This window comes from Pseudomonas sp. LBUM1656, assembly GCF_059716065.1.
The window spans coordinates 38,126-54,294 of sequence record NZ_CP166800.1 but is presented as its reverse complement, the minus strand read 5'-3'; the positions used below and the strand labels follow the sequence as shown (position 1 = coordinate 54,294).

Genomic DNA, 16,169 nt, shown 5'->3' with positions numbered 1-16,169 from the left:
ACGCCCGCCCGACGGTAAGGGCTTTTTCTCAATCAGCAGCTATAACTCATTGGTAATTCTTCGGATATCCATAATGACTGTAGCTCGAGAGACGCTTCGTAGCTGGTTCTATCGCCCCTGGTTTTTGGCGATGCTGGCTGCTGCCTTGAGCGCAACGTTATTGATGGCCGCCAGCCTGTTTTTAGCGATGCATCAGGTCGAGCAGAGAGAAAGCCAGGAAATGAATGCCCAGGGCGAGCGCTTCCTCGCCCGGTTGGAGCAACTATTCGGGCAACTACGTGAAAGCCTCGACGATCTGGAAGCCCAACCCCTGCGTGGCTGCGATGATGAAATGATCGCAACCTTGCAACAGGTCAGCTTCAACTACCGCTTCGTTTACGAAGCCGCCTATATGGATGCCTCGCGGATCTGCTCGAACCGCCCTCGCCAGGAGGGGCTGTCGCTGAGTCGACCGCCGGACATCAAGGGGCCCACCTACAGCTATTGGCTGAACACCACCACCGAACCTGATGAAAACCGCGCTGCGTTGATGCTTGGACGCGGCAACTTTCGGGTCGCGACCTCTCGCGGCCATTTGACCGATATGGTCGATCTGTCCCCGGGGAGCAGCCTGCTGGTGGTGCTCTCCCATGGCACCCGTGCGATCCCTGTCCTCGGTGTCGCACAGGTCTGGCCCCCCACAGAATCCTGGCCCCTGACAAACCGCGATGCGCTGCAAGTGACACAAACTCGCTTGATTTACCGTATGCCCACCAACAATCCCGAATACCAATTGGTGCTGATCACCCCGCGCACGAACATGCATGTGCCGGCCGTGTGGTGGTGGCTGCTACCGGCCAGCCTGGCGCTGGGTATCTTCGTCGGGTTCATGGTGTTTCTGCTGGTGCGCCAGCGTCAGTCACTGGACGCCGAACTGAACGGCGCCATTCGACGCGGCGAATTGCAGGTGCTTTATCAGCCGATCTTCGATCTCGACAGCCGCAACTGTGTCGGGGCCGAAGCCTTGCTGCGCTGGCGAAGACCGGACGGCACCCTGACCAGCCCCGACCTGTTTATCCCGATGGCGGAAAACACCGGCCAGATTCGCCAGATGACCGACTTCGTATTGCAGCGACTCCTCGAACAACTCGGGCAACTGCTGCGCGCCAATCCGCAGTTGTACATTTCCGTCAACCTTGCAGCTTGCGACGTCATGGTGCCGCGTATCGGCCAGGTGATGGCACGTCTGCTGACCCTGCACCGGGTCGCGGCGAAGCAGATTGCCTTCGAGGTGACTGAGCGGGGCTTGATCGATGTGGTGGTGGCCAGAGAAAACCTGCAAGCATTGCGCGATGTCGGGCATCAGGTGCTGATCGATGATTTCGGCACCGGCTATTGCAGCCTCGCCTACCTGCAAACCCTGCCGGTGGACTGCCTGAAAATCGACAAGGCGTTCATAGATGCCCTGGGCCATGATGCCGCCAGCAGCGGCGTGGCACCGCACATCATTCACATGGCCCAGGCCCTTCAACTCAGGGTGATTGCCGAGGGCATAGAACATGAAGCGCAAGCAGCATTTCTGAGCAGCGAAGGGGTGAAGTACGGCCAGGGCTGGTTGTTCGCCCATGCCCTGAGCGCCGTGCAGTTCATCGAACTGATTACCCGTGGTCGCCGGCGGAACAATCGACGCCTGGATGATGAAGCCTGAAGAGACTGCAGCGGTTTAAACTGCCAGTGCCATGTAGAACTGCGTCCCCTGCCCCGGCCGCGAATAAACGCCCATCCGTCCGCCATGCAACTGCACGATTTCCTTGCACAGCGCCAAACCAAGTCCGGCACCGCCCTTCTTGCGGCCGACCTGGACGAAGGGCTCGAAAATCCGCCCCTGCTGACCGTAGGCGATGCCTTCACCGTTGTCTTCCACGCTGATAATCACCCGCTCACCATGGCGCCGCGCCTGCAACCGTATCAGCCCATCCTGGGCGGTATGGCGCAAAGCGTTATCGATCAGGTTATCAAGCACCCGGTCCAATTGCGCCTGGTCGGCCTGCAACCTGGGTAAAGGCCCCTGCACTTCCACCACCAACTCGATGCCCTTCAACGCTGCAGCCCCGGCAAAGCGTGCCTGAGCCTGCTCCAGCAACGCTTCAATGGAACATGGCGCCAGCGAAAGTTTCTGCAACCCGTTCTGGTAGCGCGAGAAATTCAGCAGGTCGTTGATCAGTTGCATCAAGCGCTGCATTTCTTCATTCACGGTGTCCAGCAAATCGGCTTCGCGGGAGTCCTCAGGAAATTTCGCGCGCTCGCGGAACAGACCGAAGGCCATGTGCATTCCCGTCACCGGGGTGCGCAACTCATGGGAGGCGCGCAACACGAATTCGCTGCGCACCCGTTCGAATGCCCGCTGTTCGGTAACGTCATGCAGCACCATCACGGCGCCGAGAATGTGGCCCTGCGTATGGCTGACCGGAGTCAGGCTGTAAGTCAGCAACCGCGACTCACCGTCGACCTCGATGCTCAAGTCTTCCGGCGCCCGCTCCAGGGTCCCGCCGCGCAGCACCAGTTGCAGCTGCTCATCCAGTTCGGGACGCTCAAGCGCCGTGCCCAGCCCCTGACCGAGTCGGTCGGTGTCCCAACCCAATTGACGCTGGGCCACTGGGTTGAGGTGCTCCAGATGGCCTTCGCGGTCGATCATCAGCAATCCATCGTCGATGCTGTCGAGTACAGCCTGCAAACGCTGCTGACCGGCGAGCAGTTCGTCGATATTCATCGCCTGATGCTCGCGCAGCGCCTCGGCCATGATGCCGAAGCGCTTGGTCAGCTGGTTCATTTCCTCGGCGGAGGAAACCGGCAGGGTCACTTCGAAATTACCTTGGCCGATGTCGTCAGCGGCCTGGACCAACGCTTCGATCGGAGCGCCAAACCGCCTGGCGATCGCATGGGCAGTCATGAAACCGATGATCAACACCGCCAACCCCACCAACCCGAGCAGCCCGGCAATCAGCAGTGCGCGTTCTCGGGCCTGGCGCTCAGTGTCGTTGATGTTATCCAGTGCGCGCTTCTGTTCGGAGACCAGACCGCTGCGCAGGGTATTGAATTTTTCCGCCAGTGCCGCGTTTCCACTCAATGCAGGCGTCGGCGACTGGGTCTGATCGTAGACCTGAAGAAAGTCGAGGTAGTCAGCCTTGGCCTGATTGAACCCGTAGCCGCTGTTGCTGGAATGCTGAAGCGTGATGCCTTCTTCCAGCAGCTCGAGGTAATGCTGCCTGGAAGCCTGGAACGCTGCGGGATCGGGCTTTTCGTCGATCATGATCATGAGCTGATCACCCAGGGTCTGACGCAATTTCAGCCCCAGGTCCAGCGAGACAAAATTGTTGCGAACCAACACTTCCTGGGTGCCGGCCATCTGCATCACGCTGACGAGCCCGAGCAAGAGCCCGAGCAGCGCCACAGTGATCAGCGCCGAAATACTCAGAAACAGCCGAGTCCGCAGCTTCATCGCCAGTTTCATTGTCGGCTCACAGGTTGTACTGCTTGCGTTTGCGGTACAGGGTCGAGGCATCGATGCCGAGGGTCTTGGCCGCCTGATCCAGCGTATCGGCGGTGGCGAGGACGGCGCCAATGTGGGCTTTCTCCAATTCATCCAGGCTCAACGCCGCACCAATACGCGGCGCATTGTTGGTCGGGGTCTCTGCCATCCCAAGGTGACTGATCTCGACCCGTTCCTGTGGGCAGATAATGCTCGCCCGCTCCACCACGTTACGCAGCTCGCGAATGTTGCCGGGCCAGCGATAACCCAGCAACGCTTCCCGGGCCTCATCGCTGAAACCCCGTGCCGGACGCGCGTATTCCTTGACGAAGCGAGCCAGGAAACGGTCGGCCAGGTTCAGAATGTCTTCCCGGCGCTCGCGCAGTGGCGGCAAGTGCAACGTGATGACGTTCAGGCGATAGAGCAGGTCCTCTCGGAAACGGCCGTCGCGCACCATGTCTTCGAGGTTCAGGTTGGTCGCCGCGAGGATTCGCACATCGGCGCGGCGTGTCACCGGATCGCCGACGCGCTCGTATTCCTTGTCCTGGATGAAACGCAGCAACTTGGGTTGCAACGTCAGGGGAAAATCGCCGATCTCGTCGAGAAACAACGTACCGCCATCCGCCTGATTGACGCGTCCCAGAGTGCTTTCGCTGGCGCCTGTGAACGCGCCTCGGCTGTGGCCGAAGAGTTCGCTTTCCATTAATTCAGCAGTCAGGGATGGGCAGTTGATGGTGACGCAGGATTTCTTCTGACGCTTGCTCCAGCCGTGAATGGCCTGGGACAGTTCACCTTTACCCGTACCGGACTCACCGAGAATCAGAATGTTGGCATCGGTACTGGCGACCTGGCGTGCCGTTTCAAGTACCACTTTCATGGCCGGGCTGTGGGAATCCAGGCCGTCCTTGGGTTTACGTACTTCGCCTTCAAGGGCTTCCAGGCGCGCCGAAAGCTGCCGAACTTCCAGTTGCTTGGCAGTTGCCAGGCGCAGTTGGTCGGGGCTGCAAGGTTTGACGAGGTAGTCGGCGGCACCGGCCTGGATCGCATCCACGGCGGTGTCCACGGCCGAGTGAGCGGTGACAATTACCACCCGCATCCAGGGGGCCTGAATGCGCATCTGGGCCAGCACATCCAGGCCATTGTCCTCACCCAGGCGCAGATCGAGGAAGCACAGATCAAACACCTGGCGTTGCAGCAAAGCATCGGCCTGTGCCGCACTGTTCGCGGTGGCCACGCTATAGCCTTCGTCTTCGAGGCAATAACGGAAGGTTCGCAGAATGGCGGACTCATCATCCACCAGCAGAATACGGCCTTGATGCTCAGTGGCTGATTCCATGTTCCCGCGCTCCTTTAAACGAATGATTTTTGATTTAGTCCCGGAAAAATCGGGCAAGTTGCATGGTTGATTCTGATCCATTCCAGCCATGGCAGGGTAGCTCTCTACTCACCCATTAGCTAATGGGCTGATTTTGCTGGTTTTTTAGTAAAAATCCGCTTTTCAAGCGATTAGCCACGTCCTTTTCTGACATCTGCGCCCTCCTCTCAATTCAAAAATAATCAAAGTTCTCGCGAACTGATCGTGCAATACGCACGACCCTGCGCGGCCCATCGTGCAGGATGCGTCTATCATGTTTTTCTCACACAAGATAACTAGTTGATTTTTAAGGATTTTTTTCTATAAAAAAACTGGCATGCAGGCTGCAATAACCTAGGTAATCAGGGCCATTTTGAAACGTCGCCCGCGAACAAGATCACCACCAGAGTGGGAGGAGTTTCAGGATGAATCGCCAACGTGTCGCCCCATTGCGCATCTCGCCGTTGCATATCCAGCAAGGCCTGTTTGGCATCCTGGCGCTGTTGATCACGCTGATCGCAGGCCAGCAGTTCCTTCTGTGGGAACAGAGCCAGCAACCCGAGGCGCCGCAGGTGTCGATTCAACGTGCAACCCAGACCCACTTCAGCGCCGTCAGCAGCCACCAGGCTGACCTCGCCCCGATGCGAATGATGGACGTCGACCAGGCTCAGCCTGTGGATGAGATGCCCCGTCAGGAACGTTGGGTGTTCTGAGCAACCGAACCTGGCGCGCTCGATGCGCCGGGAAAAGCACCACAAGATGCATTTCTAATATAGAAGCGTAAGGAGAATCACCATGTTGAGCTGGGCAATCACATTCTTGATCATTGCCATCATCGCCGCCGTACTGGGCTTCGGTGGTATCGCGGGCACCGCCACGGGTATCGCCAAGATTCTCTTTGTCGTGTTCCTGGTGATGTTCATTGCTTCGTTCTTCTTTGGCCGTCGCGGTCGAGGCTGAATATGAGCGTTTTTGTAAAGACATTGGCAGCCGCCCTGCTTCTGGGCGGCAGTGCCATCGCGATGGCGGCCAATGATGGCCAGACGCGGGCCAGCGAATTGTTGAATTCGGACCCGCAGTACCGTGAAACCTGGACTAAAGTCGTTAAAAAGGAAGAGCGGCTGCCGGAATGGGTGATGAACCTTTCTGGCGATTCCGAGCAAATGAATGCAGTTGAAGAAGATGGCGACAAGTACCTGGTCGGGCCGCTTTGCGAAACGCAACCGACGTGCCTGAACAAACGCTTGATCGTGGCCTTCAGCTTCGACAAAAAGGACGCGTACGCCATGCTGGTCGAAGTGCCCGCAGGACTGCCAGCCGACAAATCGCCCACGCGACATGCCGACTATCGCTTCCTCGGGAAACCGGACCAGGGCATGCAGGATCTGTTGATGGAACAGCTCAAGAAAGATCCTAAGTGGTACTGAGTTTGAAACACGAAAGGAGCAGCATCGCTTCTTTCCAGTGCGCTACCCGAGGAAGGTAGACGCATGACCAAGGGGTCGGGACGTTCTGCCTGTTTCAGCGGCGGAGTGACCTACGGGCACATGGAGTGTCTGCGCAAGGGCCGGGTCAGGTAATAAAGCTGCGACGCAAGTTCGCCAGCCCCGAGTGGCTCGACGGACTTGCGAAGAGCTTCAACGTGCAAAACGTTGATCTAGAGCACTTCGCTCATTCCCTTCTGCTGCATATTCCCCGCAAAACCGTTTCGCGGTATTTCTTCACGACCGTATATCGAGAAACCTTCGACTTTCAGCTGAGGAGTTTTCGCTGGAAAACATAGGCTTTTTCCGAAATTTCGTCGTAAATTCAACTGTTTAAAAAACAACCAACCTCCTCTGAAATGACCGGTTCACGGCACTTATGCCTGCCGAAATGTCGTATTCGAACCGGTTGGGACGCGAGTTTCAATTAAAAAAGCTCATGCCGATTCGGCATAGGGTAGGCGTTTACGGCATTAGACGTCGCTTCCTTGCATCGGAATAGTTGCGCCTTTTTTCGCCTGCCAGAGAGCCGAAACAAAGCGCTCCGGGGCACCTTATACGGGGGCAGATGCACAGACTTTTTCGCCACGAGCGTTCCAGTTCTTGCATTCGCCTGAGTCAAACGCAAGTAAGGGTAAAGATATGAAGAAGGCAAAGCTCAGCCTCGCCTGGCAGATCCTCATCGGTCTGGTTCTGGGGATAGCAATCGGTGCGCTGCTCAACCATTTCAGTGCCGAAAAAGCCTGGTGGATCAGCAACGTCCTGCAACCGGCAGGCGATATCTTTATCCGTCTGATCAAGATGATCGTGATCCCGATCGTCATCTCCTCGTTGATCGTCGGCATCGCTGGCGTAGGCGATGCGAAGAAACTCGGGCGTATCGGCCTCAAGACCATCATCTACTTCGAGATCGTCACCACCATCGCCATTGTGGTCGGTCTGTTGCTGGCCAACGTGTTCCATCCGGGCACCGGCATCGACATGAGCACCCTGGGTACCGTGGATATTTCCAAGTACCAGGCGACGGCGGCCGAGGTTCAGCATGAACACGCGTTCATCGAAACCATCCTCAACCTGATCCCGTCGAACATCTTCGCGGCCATGGCCCGCGGCGAGATGCTGCCGATCATCTTCTTCTCCGTGCTGTTCGGTCTCGGCCTGTCGAGCCTGCAATCGGACCTGCGCGAGCCGCTGGTGAAGATGTTCCAGGGCGTCTCGGAAAGCATGTTCAAAGTCACCCACATGATCATGAACTACGCCCCGATCGGCGTGTTTGCACTGATCGCAGTGACCGTGGCCAACTTCGGTTTCGCCTCCCTGGTGCCGCTGGCCAAACTGGTGATCCTGGTTTACGTCGCCATCGCCTTCTTCGCCTTTGTCATCCTCGGCCTGATTGCCAAGCTGTTCGGCTTCTCGGTGATCAAGCTGATGCGCATCTTCAAGGATGAGCTGGTTCTGGCTTATTCCACCGCCAGCTCTGAAACCGTACTCCCGCGCGTGATCGAGAAAATGGAAGCCTACGGCGCGCCGAAAGCGATTTGCAGCTTTGTGGTGCCGACCGGTTACTCGTTCAACCTCGACGGTTCGACCCTGTACCAGAGCATCGCGGCGATCTTTATTGCCCAGCTCTACGGCATCGACCTGTCGATCAGCCAGCAATTGCTGCTGGTGCTGACGCTGATGGTGACCTCCAAAGGCATCGCCGGCGTACCGGGCGTGTCCTTCGTGGTGCTGCTGGCTACCTTGGGCAGCGTGGGTATTCCGCTGGAAGGCCTGGCGTTCATCGCCGGTGTCGACCGCATCATGGACATGGCGCGTACCGCTTTGAACGTGATCGGTAACGCCCTGGCCGTGCTGGTCATCTCCCGTTGGGAAGGCATGTACGACGACGCCAAGGGTCAGCGCTACTGGAACTCGCTGCCGCACTGGCGCAGCAAGGAAAAATTGCCGGTGGGTGAAGTCTCCAGCAACTGATAGCTGAACCCTGTGGAGTCTGGCTTTTATGTGGGAGCCAGCCTGCTGGCGATAGCGGTGTAACAAACAACAGAGATGTTGAACGTGCCGGCCTCATCGCCAGCAGGCTGGCTCCCACAGTGACCCGAGCAAGCCACACAAACAAACCCCGGAGAAATCCGGGGTTTGTCGTTTCTGCACACCCCGCTATCATTCGCCGCATTCTTCGGGGGATTTAACTGATGCTCAATGGCCTGTGGCTTGGCTTCTTCATCGTGGCTGCCGTTTCGGCGCTGGCGCAATGGCTGATCGGCGGCAACGCCGGGATCTTCGCGGCGATGGTGGAAAGCATTTTCGCCATGGCCAAGTTATCCGTCGAGGTCATGGTCCTGCTGTTCGGCACCCTGACCCTGTGGCTGGGCTTCCTGCGAATCGCCGAGAAGGCCGGGATCGTCGAGTGGCTGGCCAAGGCACTGGGCCCCTTGTTCCTGCGCCTGATGCCGGAAGTACCGGCCGGTCACCCGGCCATCGGCCTGATCACGCTGAACTTCGCCGCCAACGGCCTGGGCCTGGACAACGCCGCCACGCCGATCGGCCTCAAAGCCATGAAGGCGCTGCAAGAGCTCAACCCCAGCGCCACCATCGCCAGCAACGCACAAATTCTGTTCCTGGTGCTTAACGCCTCCTCCCTGACCCTGCTGCCGGTGACGATCTTCATGTACCGCGCCCAGCAAGGTGCGCCCGATCCGACGCTGGTGTTTCTGCCCATCCTGCTGGCAACAAGCTGTTCGACACTGGTGGGCTTGCTGTCGGTGGCGTTCATGCAACGTCTGCGGCTGTGGGACCCGGTGGTGCTCGCCTATCTGATTCCCGGCGCCTTGGCCCTCGGCGGCTTCATGGCGCTGCTGGCGACGCTCTCGGCGACCGCCCTGGCCGGCCTGTCATCGATCCTCGGCAACCTGACCCTGTTCGGGCTGATCATGCTGTTTCTGGTGATCGGCGCGTTGCGCAAAGTGAAGGTCTACGAAGCGTTCGTCGAAGGCGCCAAGGAAGGCTTCGACGTGGCCAAGAATCTGCTGCCGTATCTGGTGGCGATGCTGTGCGCCGTCGGCGTGCTGCGCGCGTCGGGGGCGCTGGACTTTGGTCTGGACGGGATTCGGCATCTGGTGGAGTGGGCCGGTTGGGACACGCGCTTCGTCGATGCGCTGCCGACGGCGATGGTCAAGCCGTTTTCCGGCAGCGCCGCGCGGGCGATGCTGATCGAAACCATGAAGACATCCGGGGTAGACAGCTTCCCGGCGCTGGTCGCAGCGACGATTCAGGGCAGTACTGAAACGACGTTCTACGTGCTAGCGGTGTATTTCGGAGCAGTGGGGATTCAACGGGCGCGGCATGCGGTGGGGTGTGCGTTGCTGGCGGAGCTTGCCGGCGTCCTCGGCGCCATCGGCGTTTGCTACTGGTTCTTCGGATAACCACAAAAACCACTGTGGAGAAAAACCCTGTGGGAGCGGGCTTGCTCGCGAATGCGATGTGTCAGTCAACATCATTGCTGAATGACCCACCGCATTCGCGAGCAAGCTCGCTCACACATTAGGTTTGTGTTGGCTTCAAGGGCGGGGCGGCGGCGCGACTTTCTGCCCTTGCTCAACCGCCCAACTCACCACCTGCGCCGTCAACTTATCATTGGCCTGGCCAAACCCGATCACCACCGCCGGCACCTTCACGTCGCTCAATGGCTGACGCACTTCAAAGCGGCGACTGGCGAGGATGCGCTGGTCATACCCGCGCACGAGCAAAGCATCCAGGCGCACGACCACGCTGGCGGCGGTGCCTTGGTATTCAGTCTGGAACGCCTGCAAGCTTCCGCCCAATTCCAGATCTGCCTGGAAGTTGCTGTCATCGGTGCTCAGCAACGGCACCCGACCGTCCCGCTGGAAACCATCCAGCAGCCGATTACGCAGCAACACCGGCGCCGGATCGCTCCAGCGCGAGGCGGCGTAGCTGCTGATCAGATCACCTTGCGGGATCACGGCGATTTTCGGGCTGTTCAGCGCTTCGCTGGCCTGTGGCTTGGTCAGGCGCAGCGACCAGCGTTGCGGCGTGCCGTGACTGGCCGATGCGCCGCTCTGGGCCGAAGGCAAGCGATAGACATCGGACGGCTCGGACTTGGGCAGGATAGAGCAAGCGCTGACCAACGCGAAGCCGGCGAGGAGGGCGAGGGTCGCAAGCTTCATGGCGTGAACTCCTTGTTCTTGTCATTGCCCAGCAAGTAACCGCTGGGGTTGGCTTCCAGGCGTTGGGAGATGGCCCGCAACGACGTCAGGGTATCGCGCAGTTCGCGCACCGCCGGCGCCAGGCCATTGAGGCCCTGCATACCACTGTTCAGCGAATCCTGGTTGTTGGTGAGCAATGTGTTGATGGTCGCGCTGCTTTGCTCCAGCGACTTCATCGCCTGCTCGGCGCTGCCGAACATCTGCTTGCCCTGATCGTTGAGCAGGCCGTTGGCGTTACGCATCAGCGCTGATGTCTGTTCCAGCATCGCACTGGCCTGCTTGCCGACCGAGGCCAGTTGCTGCATCGCCTGACGAATATCGCCGCGCTGGTCGGCGATAGTGCCGGTGGTTTGTTCCAGATGTTCCAGCGTCTGGCTGATGCGCTCGACGTTCTCCGTGGAAAACATCAGGTTGGCGTTATGCATCAGCGTGTTCACGCCGGCCATCAGGTCGCCGCTGTCATTCAGCAAACGAGCGATAGGCGAGGGTGACGCAATAATCACCGGCAGATGGCCGTCTTTACCCTTGAGGTTCGGACTTTGCGGCGTACCGCCGCTGAGCTGAATGATCGAGGTGCCGGTAATCCCGGTCAGTGCCAATATCGCCCGGGTATCTTCCTTGATCGGCGTATCGCCGCCCAGGCGAATTCGCGCCAGCACCCGGCGCGGGTCTTTCGGGTCCAGGCGCAACGTCACCACGTCGCCGACCTTGATCCCGCTGTATTGCACGGCGCTGCCCTTGGACAAGCCGCTGACCGCCTCGTTGAAGACGACTTCGTAGTCCTTGAACTCGGTGTCGACGCTGGACTTGGCCAGCCACAGACCGAAGAGCAGGGCGCCTGCCACCACAATCACGGTGAACAGGCCGATCAATACATGATGGGCTCGGGTTTCCATGTCAGACCTCGTTCAACTGTTGAGCGGCCGTCAGCGCCGCGCGGCCGCGAGGGCCATGGAAGTATTCGTGAATCCACGCATCGTCGGTTTCCGAGACCTTGTCGATGGCGTCCGCCACCAGCACTTTCTTCTGCGCCAGCACCGCCACCCGGTCGGTGATGGTGTAAAGCGTGTCGAGGTCATGGGTCACCAGAAACACACTCAGGCCCAAGGCATCGCGCAGGGTCAGGATCAATTGATCGAAGGCTGCAGCGCCAATCGGGTCGAGGCCGGCGGTGGGTTCGTCGAGAAACAGGATGTCCGGGTCCAGCGCCAGGGCGCGGGCCAGCGCCGCGCGCTTGATCATGCCGCCGGACAGCGAGGCAGGGTATTTGTCCGCCGCCGACAGCGGCAGCCCGGCCAACGCCAGTTTCACCGCCGCCAGGTGCTCGGCGTCTTCACGGCTCAGGCCAGCGTGTTCGATCAGGGGCAGGGCGACGTTCTCGGTCACGGTCAGCGAAGAGAACAGGGCGCCTTTCTGGAACAGCACGCCGAAGCGCCGCTCGACCATCGAGCGCTCGTGTTCGGGCAGAGTAGGCAGGTTCTTGCCGAAGACCTTCACCATCCCTTCGCTGGGCTGGCGCAAGCCGACGATGCTGCGCAGCAGCACCGATTTCCCGCTGCCGGAACCGCCGACCACGGCGAGGATTTCACCTTTGTACAAATCCAGATCGAGGTTCTCGTGCACGCTCTGGCTGCCGAAGCGATTGCACAGCCCACGGACTTCGATCACCGCCTCGGAGGGCGCTCGGGGTAGACGACTCACCAGCCCATCTCCATGAAAAACAGCGCGGCTACAGCATCGAGCACAATCACCACGAAAATCGACTGCACCACGCTCGACGTGGTGTGCGCACCAACGGACTCGGCGCTGCCACTGACCTTGAAGCCTTCAAGGCAACCGATCGCAGCGATCAGGAAGGCGAAGATCGGCGCTTTGACGATCCCCACCAGAAAGTGCTGAACGCCGATATCGGTTTGCAGTAACGACAGGAACATCGCCGGCGAAATATCCAGCGACACGGCGCACACTACGCCACCGCCGATAATCCCCGAAAGCATCGCCAGAAAGGTCAGCATCGGCAGCGCCACCAGCAACGCCAAAACCCGTGGTACCACCAGCAACTCCATCGGATCGAGACCGAGTGTGCGGATGGCATCAATTTCTTCGTTGGCCTTCATTGAGCCGATCTGCGCCGTGAACGCACTGGCGGTACGGCCGGCCATCAGGATCGCAGTCAGCAACACACCGAATTCGCGCAGGAAGGAGAACGCCACCAGGTCCACGGTGAAAATGCTCGCGCCGAAGCTCGCCAATACCGTCGCGCCGAGAAACGCCACCACGGCACCGACCAAAAAGGTCAGCAAGGCCACGATAGGCGCGGCGTCGAGGCCGGTCTGTTCGATGTGCGCCACCATTGGCGTGATGCGCCAGCGCTTGGGGCGAAACAGCCCGCGTGCGATGGTTTCGAGGATCAGGCCGACAAAGCCCAGCAGTTGCAGGGTGTCCTGCCAAACAGTGTCAACCGCACGGCCGATGCGGGTCAGCAGCTGAATGCCGACGCTGATTTCCGGTTCCTTGATCGGCACGCAGAAGTCGCTGAGCGAGCAATAAACCGTCTGCAACAAGGCGCGGTCGGGAGGGGACAACGTGCAATCGGGATGTTCGGCGGACCGGCCCAAACGCTCGGCCCCGAGCAATTCGACCAGCAGCGACGCACCGGCCGTATCCAGTGCACCGAGTCCATTGAGGTCGATGTGCGCGCTGTCGTCGTATTGGCCGCGGAGTTTTTCGCTCAGGTCTTTGAGAACGGCGTAATGGGCGAGCGTCCAGTCACCCGTGACCCGCAGTTGTGCAGGGGAGTGAGAGGCGTCTAGCTGGGCATTGCCGGCCATTGTGCTGCTGGTCATAAGCTCCGTGCTTGTTCGGCTATTTACGCAGAACTACGTAATAGCACGAACCGGATTACTTTTCTTTGATCGGTGTGCTGTCCGTGATCTTGAAGCGCAGCACACCGATCAGTTGCCCGTCTTCGGTCAGCACCCGAACCTGCCACTTACCCGCAGGGTTGCCGGGGAAGTTCTGCTTGTGGGTCCAGGCGCGGTAGCCTTCCTTGCGCCCGCCGTGGATGTCCAGCGGGATGCGATCAACCTCTTTGCCGTTGAACTGCCAGACGTGATAAATCCGCTCGCCCAGGCCGCGCGGGGCGTTGATCGCGGTGAAGGCGTACAAGCCGCCGCCACGGATCTGCTCGGCGCTGACTTCTTCGAGACTGGCACCGGGGGTGCGGTCCTGCATTTGGGTGCTGATCGCCACATCGGTCATCCACAGGGTCGCCGGCGGCACCCACGAACGCAGCACCCAGCCGAGGCCACCGATACCCACGGTGATACTCAGGATCGCCAGCGCGTTGCGCACCGTGCGGATCGGGAAGATCGACGCCAGGCTCGGGAACGACAACACCACAGCGGTGCCCAGCGCCAGTTTGAAACTCTGTGCAGTGGTCAGGTGCAAAATGACGGGCAGGGCGGTCAATAGCGCGGCGAACAGCGTCAACGTGTGCAACGCCAGGAACGCCCAGCGCCGAGGCGCCAGCCATTTGTAGTAGAGCGGGTCGATGATGGAAATCAGCGCCGCCATGCTCAGCAACCCGGTGAAGAACAACTGGCCGCTGTTCCAGGTCGTGGTGATGAAAAAGAACGGCAGGACGAAGAACAGGCTTTCCTGGTGGATCATCTGCGTGGCGTAACGCAGCAAAGGCTGGGGGATTTCGCGCTTGAAGAGCCTGGTGAACAGCTTGGTGAGGCTGTTTTCCAGCATCAGCCAGATCCAGCTGAGCACCATGATGATGGTGATCCAGGTCGCCAGGCCCTGTTGCCGATCCACCAGCATGAAGCTGCCGACCCCGGAGATAAAACCACCGAGCGCAATGACCCCTGGATAGCGCTTCATCAATTCCAGGATGCGCTGGACGTACAGGGTCAGAGTAGGCATTCGGCGGTTCACAATAGTCGTGGGGAAAATCCTCGACAGAGTACCGCCCGTGGAGCGGTGTGGCGAGGTCCGCAATCCGATCATAAAACCCTGTAGCAGCTGGCGTAGCCTGCGTTCGGCTGCGCAGCAGTCGTCAAACCATTCACCGCGGTGTATCAGGTACATGTAGCAAAACGGATTGACGACTGCTGCGCAGCCGAACGCAGGCTACGCCAGCTGCTACACGGGTGGTGGCGCTCTTCGGTGCAAGCGCCAGCCCAGCAGCATCAACACCACAAGACCAAACACCCCGGCCATCACCCACATCAACTGGTCATAACTCATCAACGGCTTCTCGATCCGCACATACCCCGGTTGCACGAGCAACTCACGCATGGCCTTGTTCGCTTCCGCCAGGGTCACGCCTTGCAGTTCCCTGGCCGGGTCGGCGAAGCGCCCGTCCTGGTAGTCCCCAAGCGCGCTCCAGTAGTAATCGGCCAGTGCGCTGTTGCCTTGCACGGCCCAGGCCTGGCGGGCAATGGCGGCCTGTTTGAGGCGGTTGAAAGTGCCTGCGTCGAGACCGTCCTTGAGCAAACTGGCCTTCAACTCATCCAGCACCTGTTCGGCTTCTGCCACGTCGTCGCGCTCGAGGTCAGCGTTCAGGCTCATGAAGCCCACGCCGCCAAACACTTCGCGCTCGGCCGAAGGGCCATAGGACAAACCATGGGACAGCCGGAGTTGGCGATAGAGCGCCCAGTCCAGATAGTCCTTGAGCAGATCGAAGGTTTCGTCGTGCTGATCCTGCAGCACCGGTTCCGGCACCAGCCAGTGCACCTTGGCACCCCCGCCGACAAAGCCGTCGCTTAGGGTTCGCTCGTGAGCCGCACTGGCCTGGATTTCCGGCAAGGGCAGGTGATCGGTCGGGTCGACCGCTTCAAGCGCGCCATACGAACGCTCCAGATACGCCGGCAACAACTTGTCGAGCTCGCCGACCACGATCAGCGTCATGTTGTTGGGCGCATACCAAGCCTTTCGCACGGTCTCCAGTTGTTCGCGGGTCAGGTCATCGACCTCGGCCCGCTCAGGGCATTTCAGGCCCAGTTCCACCGCCAGCTGATTGCTCGCGGTGTGGCCCAGGTCCTGACGATCCAGCCAACGCTGCAAATGCGAGTAATGGCCACCGTCTTCGCGCTCGACCACTTGTTTGGCGGCGTTGATGGCGTTGTCGTCGATTCGGGTCTGGGTCAGCAGCGCCAACAGCAGGTCGAGCACCTTGCGCTGGTTTTTCGCCGGGGCTTCGATGACGAACGTGGTGTCCGCATTGCTGGTGAACGCATTCCACTCACCGCCCAAGGCCTGCATGCGCTCTTCGAGGCCGCCTTCGCCGGTGGCGTCGATGCCGCTGAACAATAAGTGTTCGAGCAGATGCGGCAGTTCCTTGTCGGCGCAGCTGAAATCATCCAGCCCCACGCCGACCACCAGGCGAATCGCCACATGCCCGCGCTCGGTGCCCGGCTTGAGCAGCAACTGCAGACCGTTGGGCAGCGTATAGCCCTCGACCTGGAAGCGATCCAGGGCAAAGGAAGGGAATGAGCCAAGTAAAAGACAGGCGAACAGCAGACAACGCATAGCAAGCTTCCAGGCAACCAATCGGAGATCCATGTCGTCAGTCATGCCGCCTTCGCGAG

The 16,169-nt window shown here is 59.8% G+C and carries 14 protein-coding genes; 6 read left to right on the top strand and 8 right to left on the bottom strand.

All coding sequences use genetic code 11. The annotated features are described in order from the left end of the window. The first annotated feature begins 73 nt into the window (after window positions 1-73). Window positions 74-1,687, top strand: a complete 1,614-nt coding sequence (locus tag ACA072_RS00250) for an EAL domain-containing protein (RefSeq protein ID WP_497622338.1) — start codon at window positions 74-76, stop codon at window positions 1,685-1,687. Window positions 1,688-1,702: 15 nt separating this feature from the next. Here the strand turns inward: ACA072_RS00250 and ACA072_RS00245 are convergent, their stop codons facing one another. Together ACA072_RS00245 and algB are read right to left on the bottom strand one after the other, a co-directional pair. After that, window positions 1,703-3,490 carry a KinB sensor domain-containing domain gene (locus ACA072_RS00245; protein WP_497622336.1) on the bottom strand — a complete coding sequence of 596 codons (1,788 nt, stop codon included), beginning with the start codon at window positions 3,488-3,490 and terminating at the stop codon, window positions 1,703-1,705. A 7-nt stretch (window positions 3,491-3,497) separates the two neighbouring features. Then, window positions 3,498-4,844, bottom strand: a complete 1,347-nt coding sequence (gene algB / locus ACA072_RS00240) for a sigma-54-dependent response regulator transcription factor AlgB (protein ID WP_010465602.1) — start codon at window positions 4,842-4,844, stop codon at window positions 3,498-3,500. 443 nt (window positions 4,845-5,287) lie between these two features. Between algB and ACA072_RS00235 the strand changes: the two genes are divergently transcribed. From ACA072_RS00235 to ACA072_RS00215, 5 genes are all read left to right on the top strand, one after another. After that, window positions 5,288-5,575: a hypothetical protein gene (locus ACA072_RS00235; RefSeq protein WP_497622334.1), complete on the top strand. Its 288-nt coding sequence runs from the start codon at window positions 5,288-5,290 to the stop codon at window positions 5,573-5,575. An 82-nt stretch (window positions 5,576-5,657) separates the two neighbouring features. Continuing rightward, on the top strand, window positions 5,658-5,822 hold the full coding sequence (locus tag ACA072_RS00230) for a DUF1328 domain-containing protein (RefSeq protein WP_003177151.1): 165 nt from the start codon (window positions 5,658-5,660) through the stop codon (window positions 5,820-5,822). 2 nt (window positions 5,823-5,824) lie between these two features. Beyond that, complete coding sequence (locus ACA072_RS00225; protein ID WP_497622332.1) at window positions 5,825-6,289, top strand: inhibitor of vertebrate lysozyme family protein; 465 nt, start codon at window positions 5,825-5,827, stop codon at window positions 6,287-6,289. A 699-nt stretch (window positions 6,290-6,988) separates the two neighbouring features. Next, window positions 6,989-8,320, top strand: coding sequence for a glutamate/aspartate:proton symporter GltP (gene gltP, locus ACA072_RS00220; protein WP_497622331.1), 1,332 nt, complete (start codon window positions 6,989-6,991; stop codon window positions 8,318-8,320). Between the two features lie 221 nt (window positions 8,321-8,541). Further along, window positions 8,542-9,771 carry a nucleoside recognition domain-containing protein gene (locus tag ACA072_RS00215; protein ID WP_219094744.1) on the top strand — a complete coding sequence of 410 codons (1,230 nt, stop codon included), beginning with the start codon at window positions 8,542-8,544 and terminating at the stop codon, window positions 9,769-9,771. Between the two features lie 135 nt (window positions 9,772-9,906). Here ACA072_RS00215 and ACA072_RS00210 read toward each other — a convergent pair whose 3' ends face one another. From ACA072_RS00210 to ACA072_RS00185, 6 genes are all read right to left on the bottom strand, one after another. Then, window positions 9,907-10,533, bottom strand: a complete 627-nt coding sequence (locus ACA072_RS00210) for an ABC-type transport auxiliary lipoprotein family protein (protein WP_497622329.1) — start codon at window positions 10,531-10,533, stop codon at window positions 9,907-9,909. After that, window positions 10,530-11,468, bottom strand: a complete 939-nt coding sequence (locus tag ACA072_RS00205; protein ID WP_497622327.1) for an MlaD family protein — start codon at window positions 11,466-11,468, stop codon at window positions 10,530-10,532. The genes ACA072_RS00210 and ACA072_RS00205 overlap by 4 nt, the downstream gene beginning before the upstream one ends. 1 nt (window position 11,469) lies before the next feature. Next, window positions 11,470-12,273: an ABC transporter ATP-binding protein gene (locus ACA072_RS00200; RefSeq protein ID WP_497622325.1), complete on the bottom strand. Its 804-nt coding sequence runs from the start codon at window positions 12,271-12,273 to the stop codon at window positions 11,470-11,472. Beyond that, window positions 12,270-13,418 (bottom strand): ABC transporter permease, encoded by a 1,149-nt coding sequence (locus tag ACA072_RS00195; RefSeq protein ID WP_497622323.1) that lies wholly within the window; start codon window positions 13,416-13,418, stop codon window positions 12,270-12,272. The genes ACA072_RS00200 and ACA072_RS00195 overlap by 4 nt, the downstream gene beginning before the upstream one ends. A gap of 55 nt (window positions 13,419-13,473) precedes the next feature. Then, a complete protein-coding gene (locus tag ACA072_RS00190) occupies window positions 13,474-14,502 on the bottom strand; it encodes a DUF5924 family protein (RefSeq protein WP_497622321.1) in 1,029 nt (342 codons plus the stop codon). A 219-nt stretch (window positions 14,503-14,721) separates the two neighbouring features. Then, window positions 14,722-16,110: a M16 family metallopeptidase gene (locus ACA072_RS00185; protein ID WP_497622319.1), complete on the bottom strand. Its 1,389-nt coding sequence runs from the start codon at window positions 16,108-16,110 to the stop codon at window positions 14,722-14,724. Window positions 16,111-16,169 lie beyond the last annotated feature (59 nt).

Coding starts and splice junctions, on each gene's coding strand:
- ACA072_RS00235 (WP_497622334.1), top strand. CDS start 5,288: ATGAATCGCCAACGTGTCGCCCCATTGCGCATCTCGCCGTTGCATATC.
- ACA072_RS00205 (WP_497622327.1), bottom strand. CDS start 11,468: ATGGAAACCCGAGCCCATCATGTATTGATCGGCCTGTTCACCGTGATT.
- gltP (WP_497622331.1), top strand. CDS start 6,989: ATGAAGAAGGCAAAGCTCAGCCTCGCCTGGCAGATCCTCATCGGTCTG.
- ACA072_RS00230 (WP_003177151.1), top strand. CDS start 5,658: ATGTTGAGCTGGGCAATCACATTCTTGATCATTGCCATCATCGCCGCC.
- ACA072_RS00215 (WP_219094744.1), top strand. CDS start 8,542: ATGCTCAATGGCCTGTGGCTTGGCTTCTTCATCGTGGCTGCCGTTTCG.
- ACA072_RS00190 (WP_497622321.1), bottom strand. CDS start 14,502: ATGCCTACTCTGACCCTGTACGTCCAGCGCATCCTGGAATTGATGAAG.
- ACA072_RS00225 (WP_497622332.1), top strand. CDS start 5,825: ATGAGCGTTTTTGTAAAGACATTGGCAGCCGCCCTGCTTCTGGGCGGC.
- ACA072_RS00245 (WP_497622336.1), bottom strand. CDS start 3,490: ATGAAACTGGCGATGAAGCTGCGGACTCGGCTGTTTCTGAGTATTTCG.
- ACA072_RS00185 (WP_497622319.1), bottom strand. CDS start 16,110: ATGCGTTGTCTGCTGTTCGCCTGTCTTTTACTTGGCTCATTCCCTTCC.
- ACA072_RS00195 (WP_497622323.1), bottom strand. CDS start 13,418: ATGACCAGCAGCACAATGGCCGGCAATGCCCAGCTAGACGCCTCTCAC.
- ACA072_RS00250 (WP_497622338.1), top strand. CDS start 74: ATGACTGTAGCTCGAGAGACGCTTCGTAGCTGGTTCTATCGCCCCTGG.
- ACA072_RS00210 (WP_497622329.1), bottom strand. CDS start 10,533: ATGAAGCTTGCGACCCTCGCCCTCCTCGCCGGCTTCGCGTTGGTCAGC.
- algB (WP_010465602.1), bottom strand. CDS start 4,844: ATGGAATCAGCCACTGAGCATCAAGGCCGTATTCTGCTGGTGGATGAT.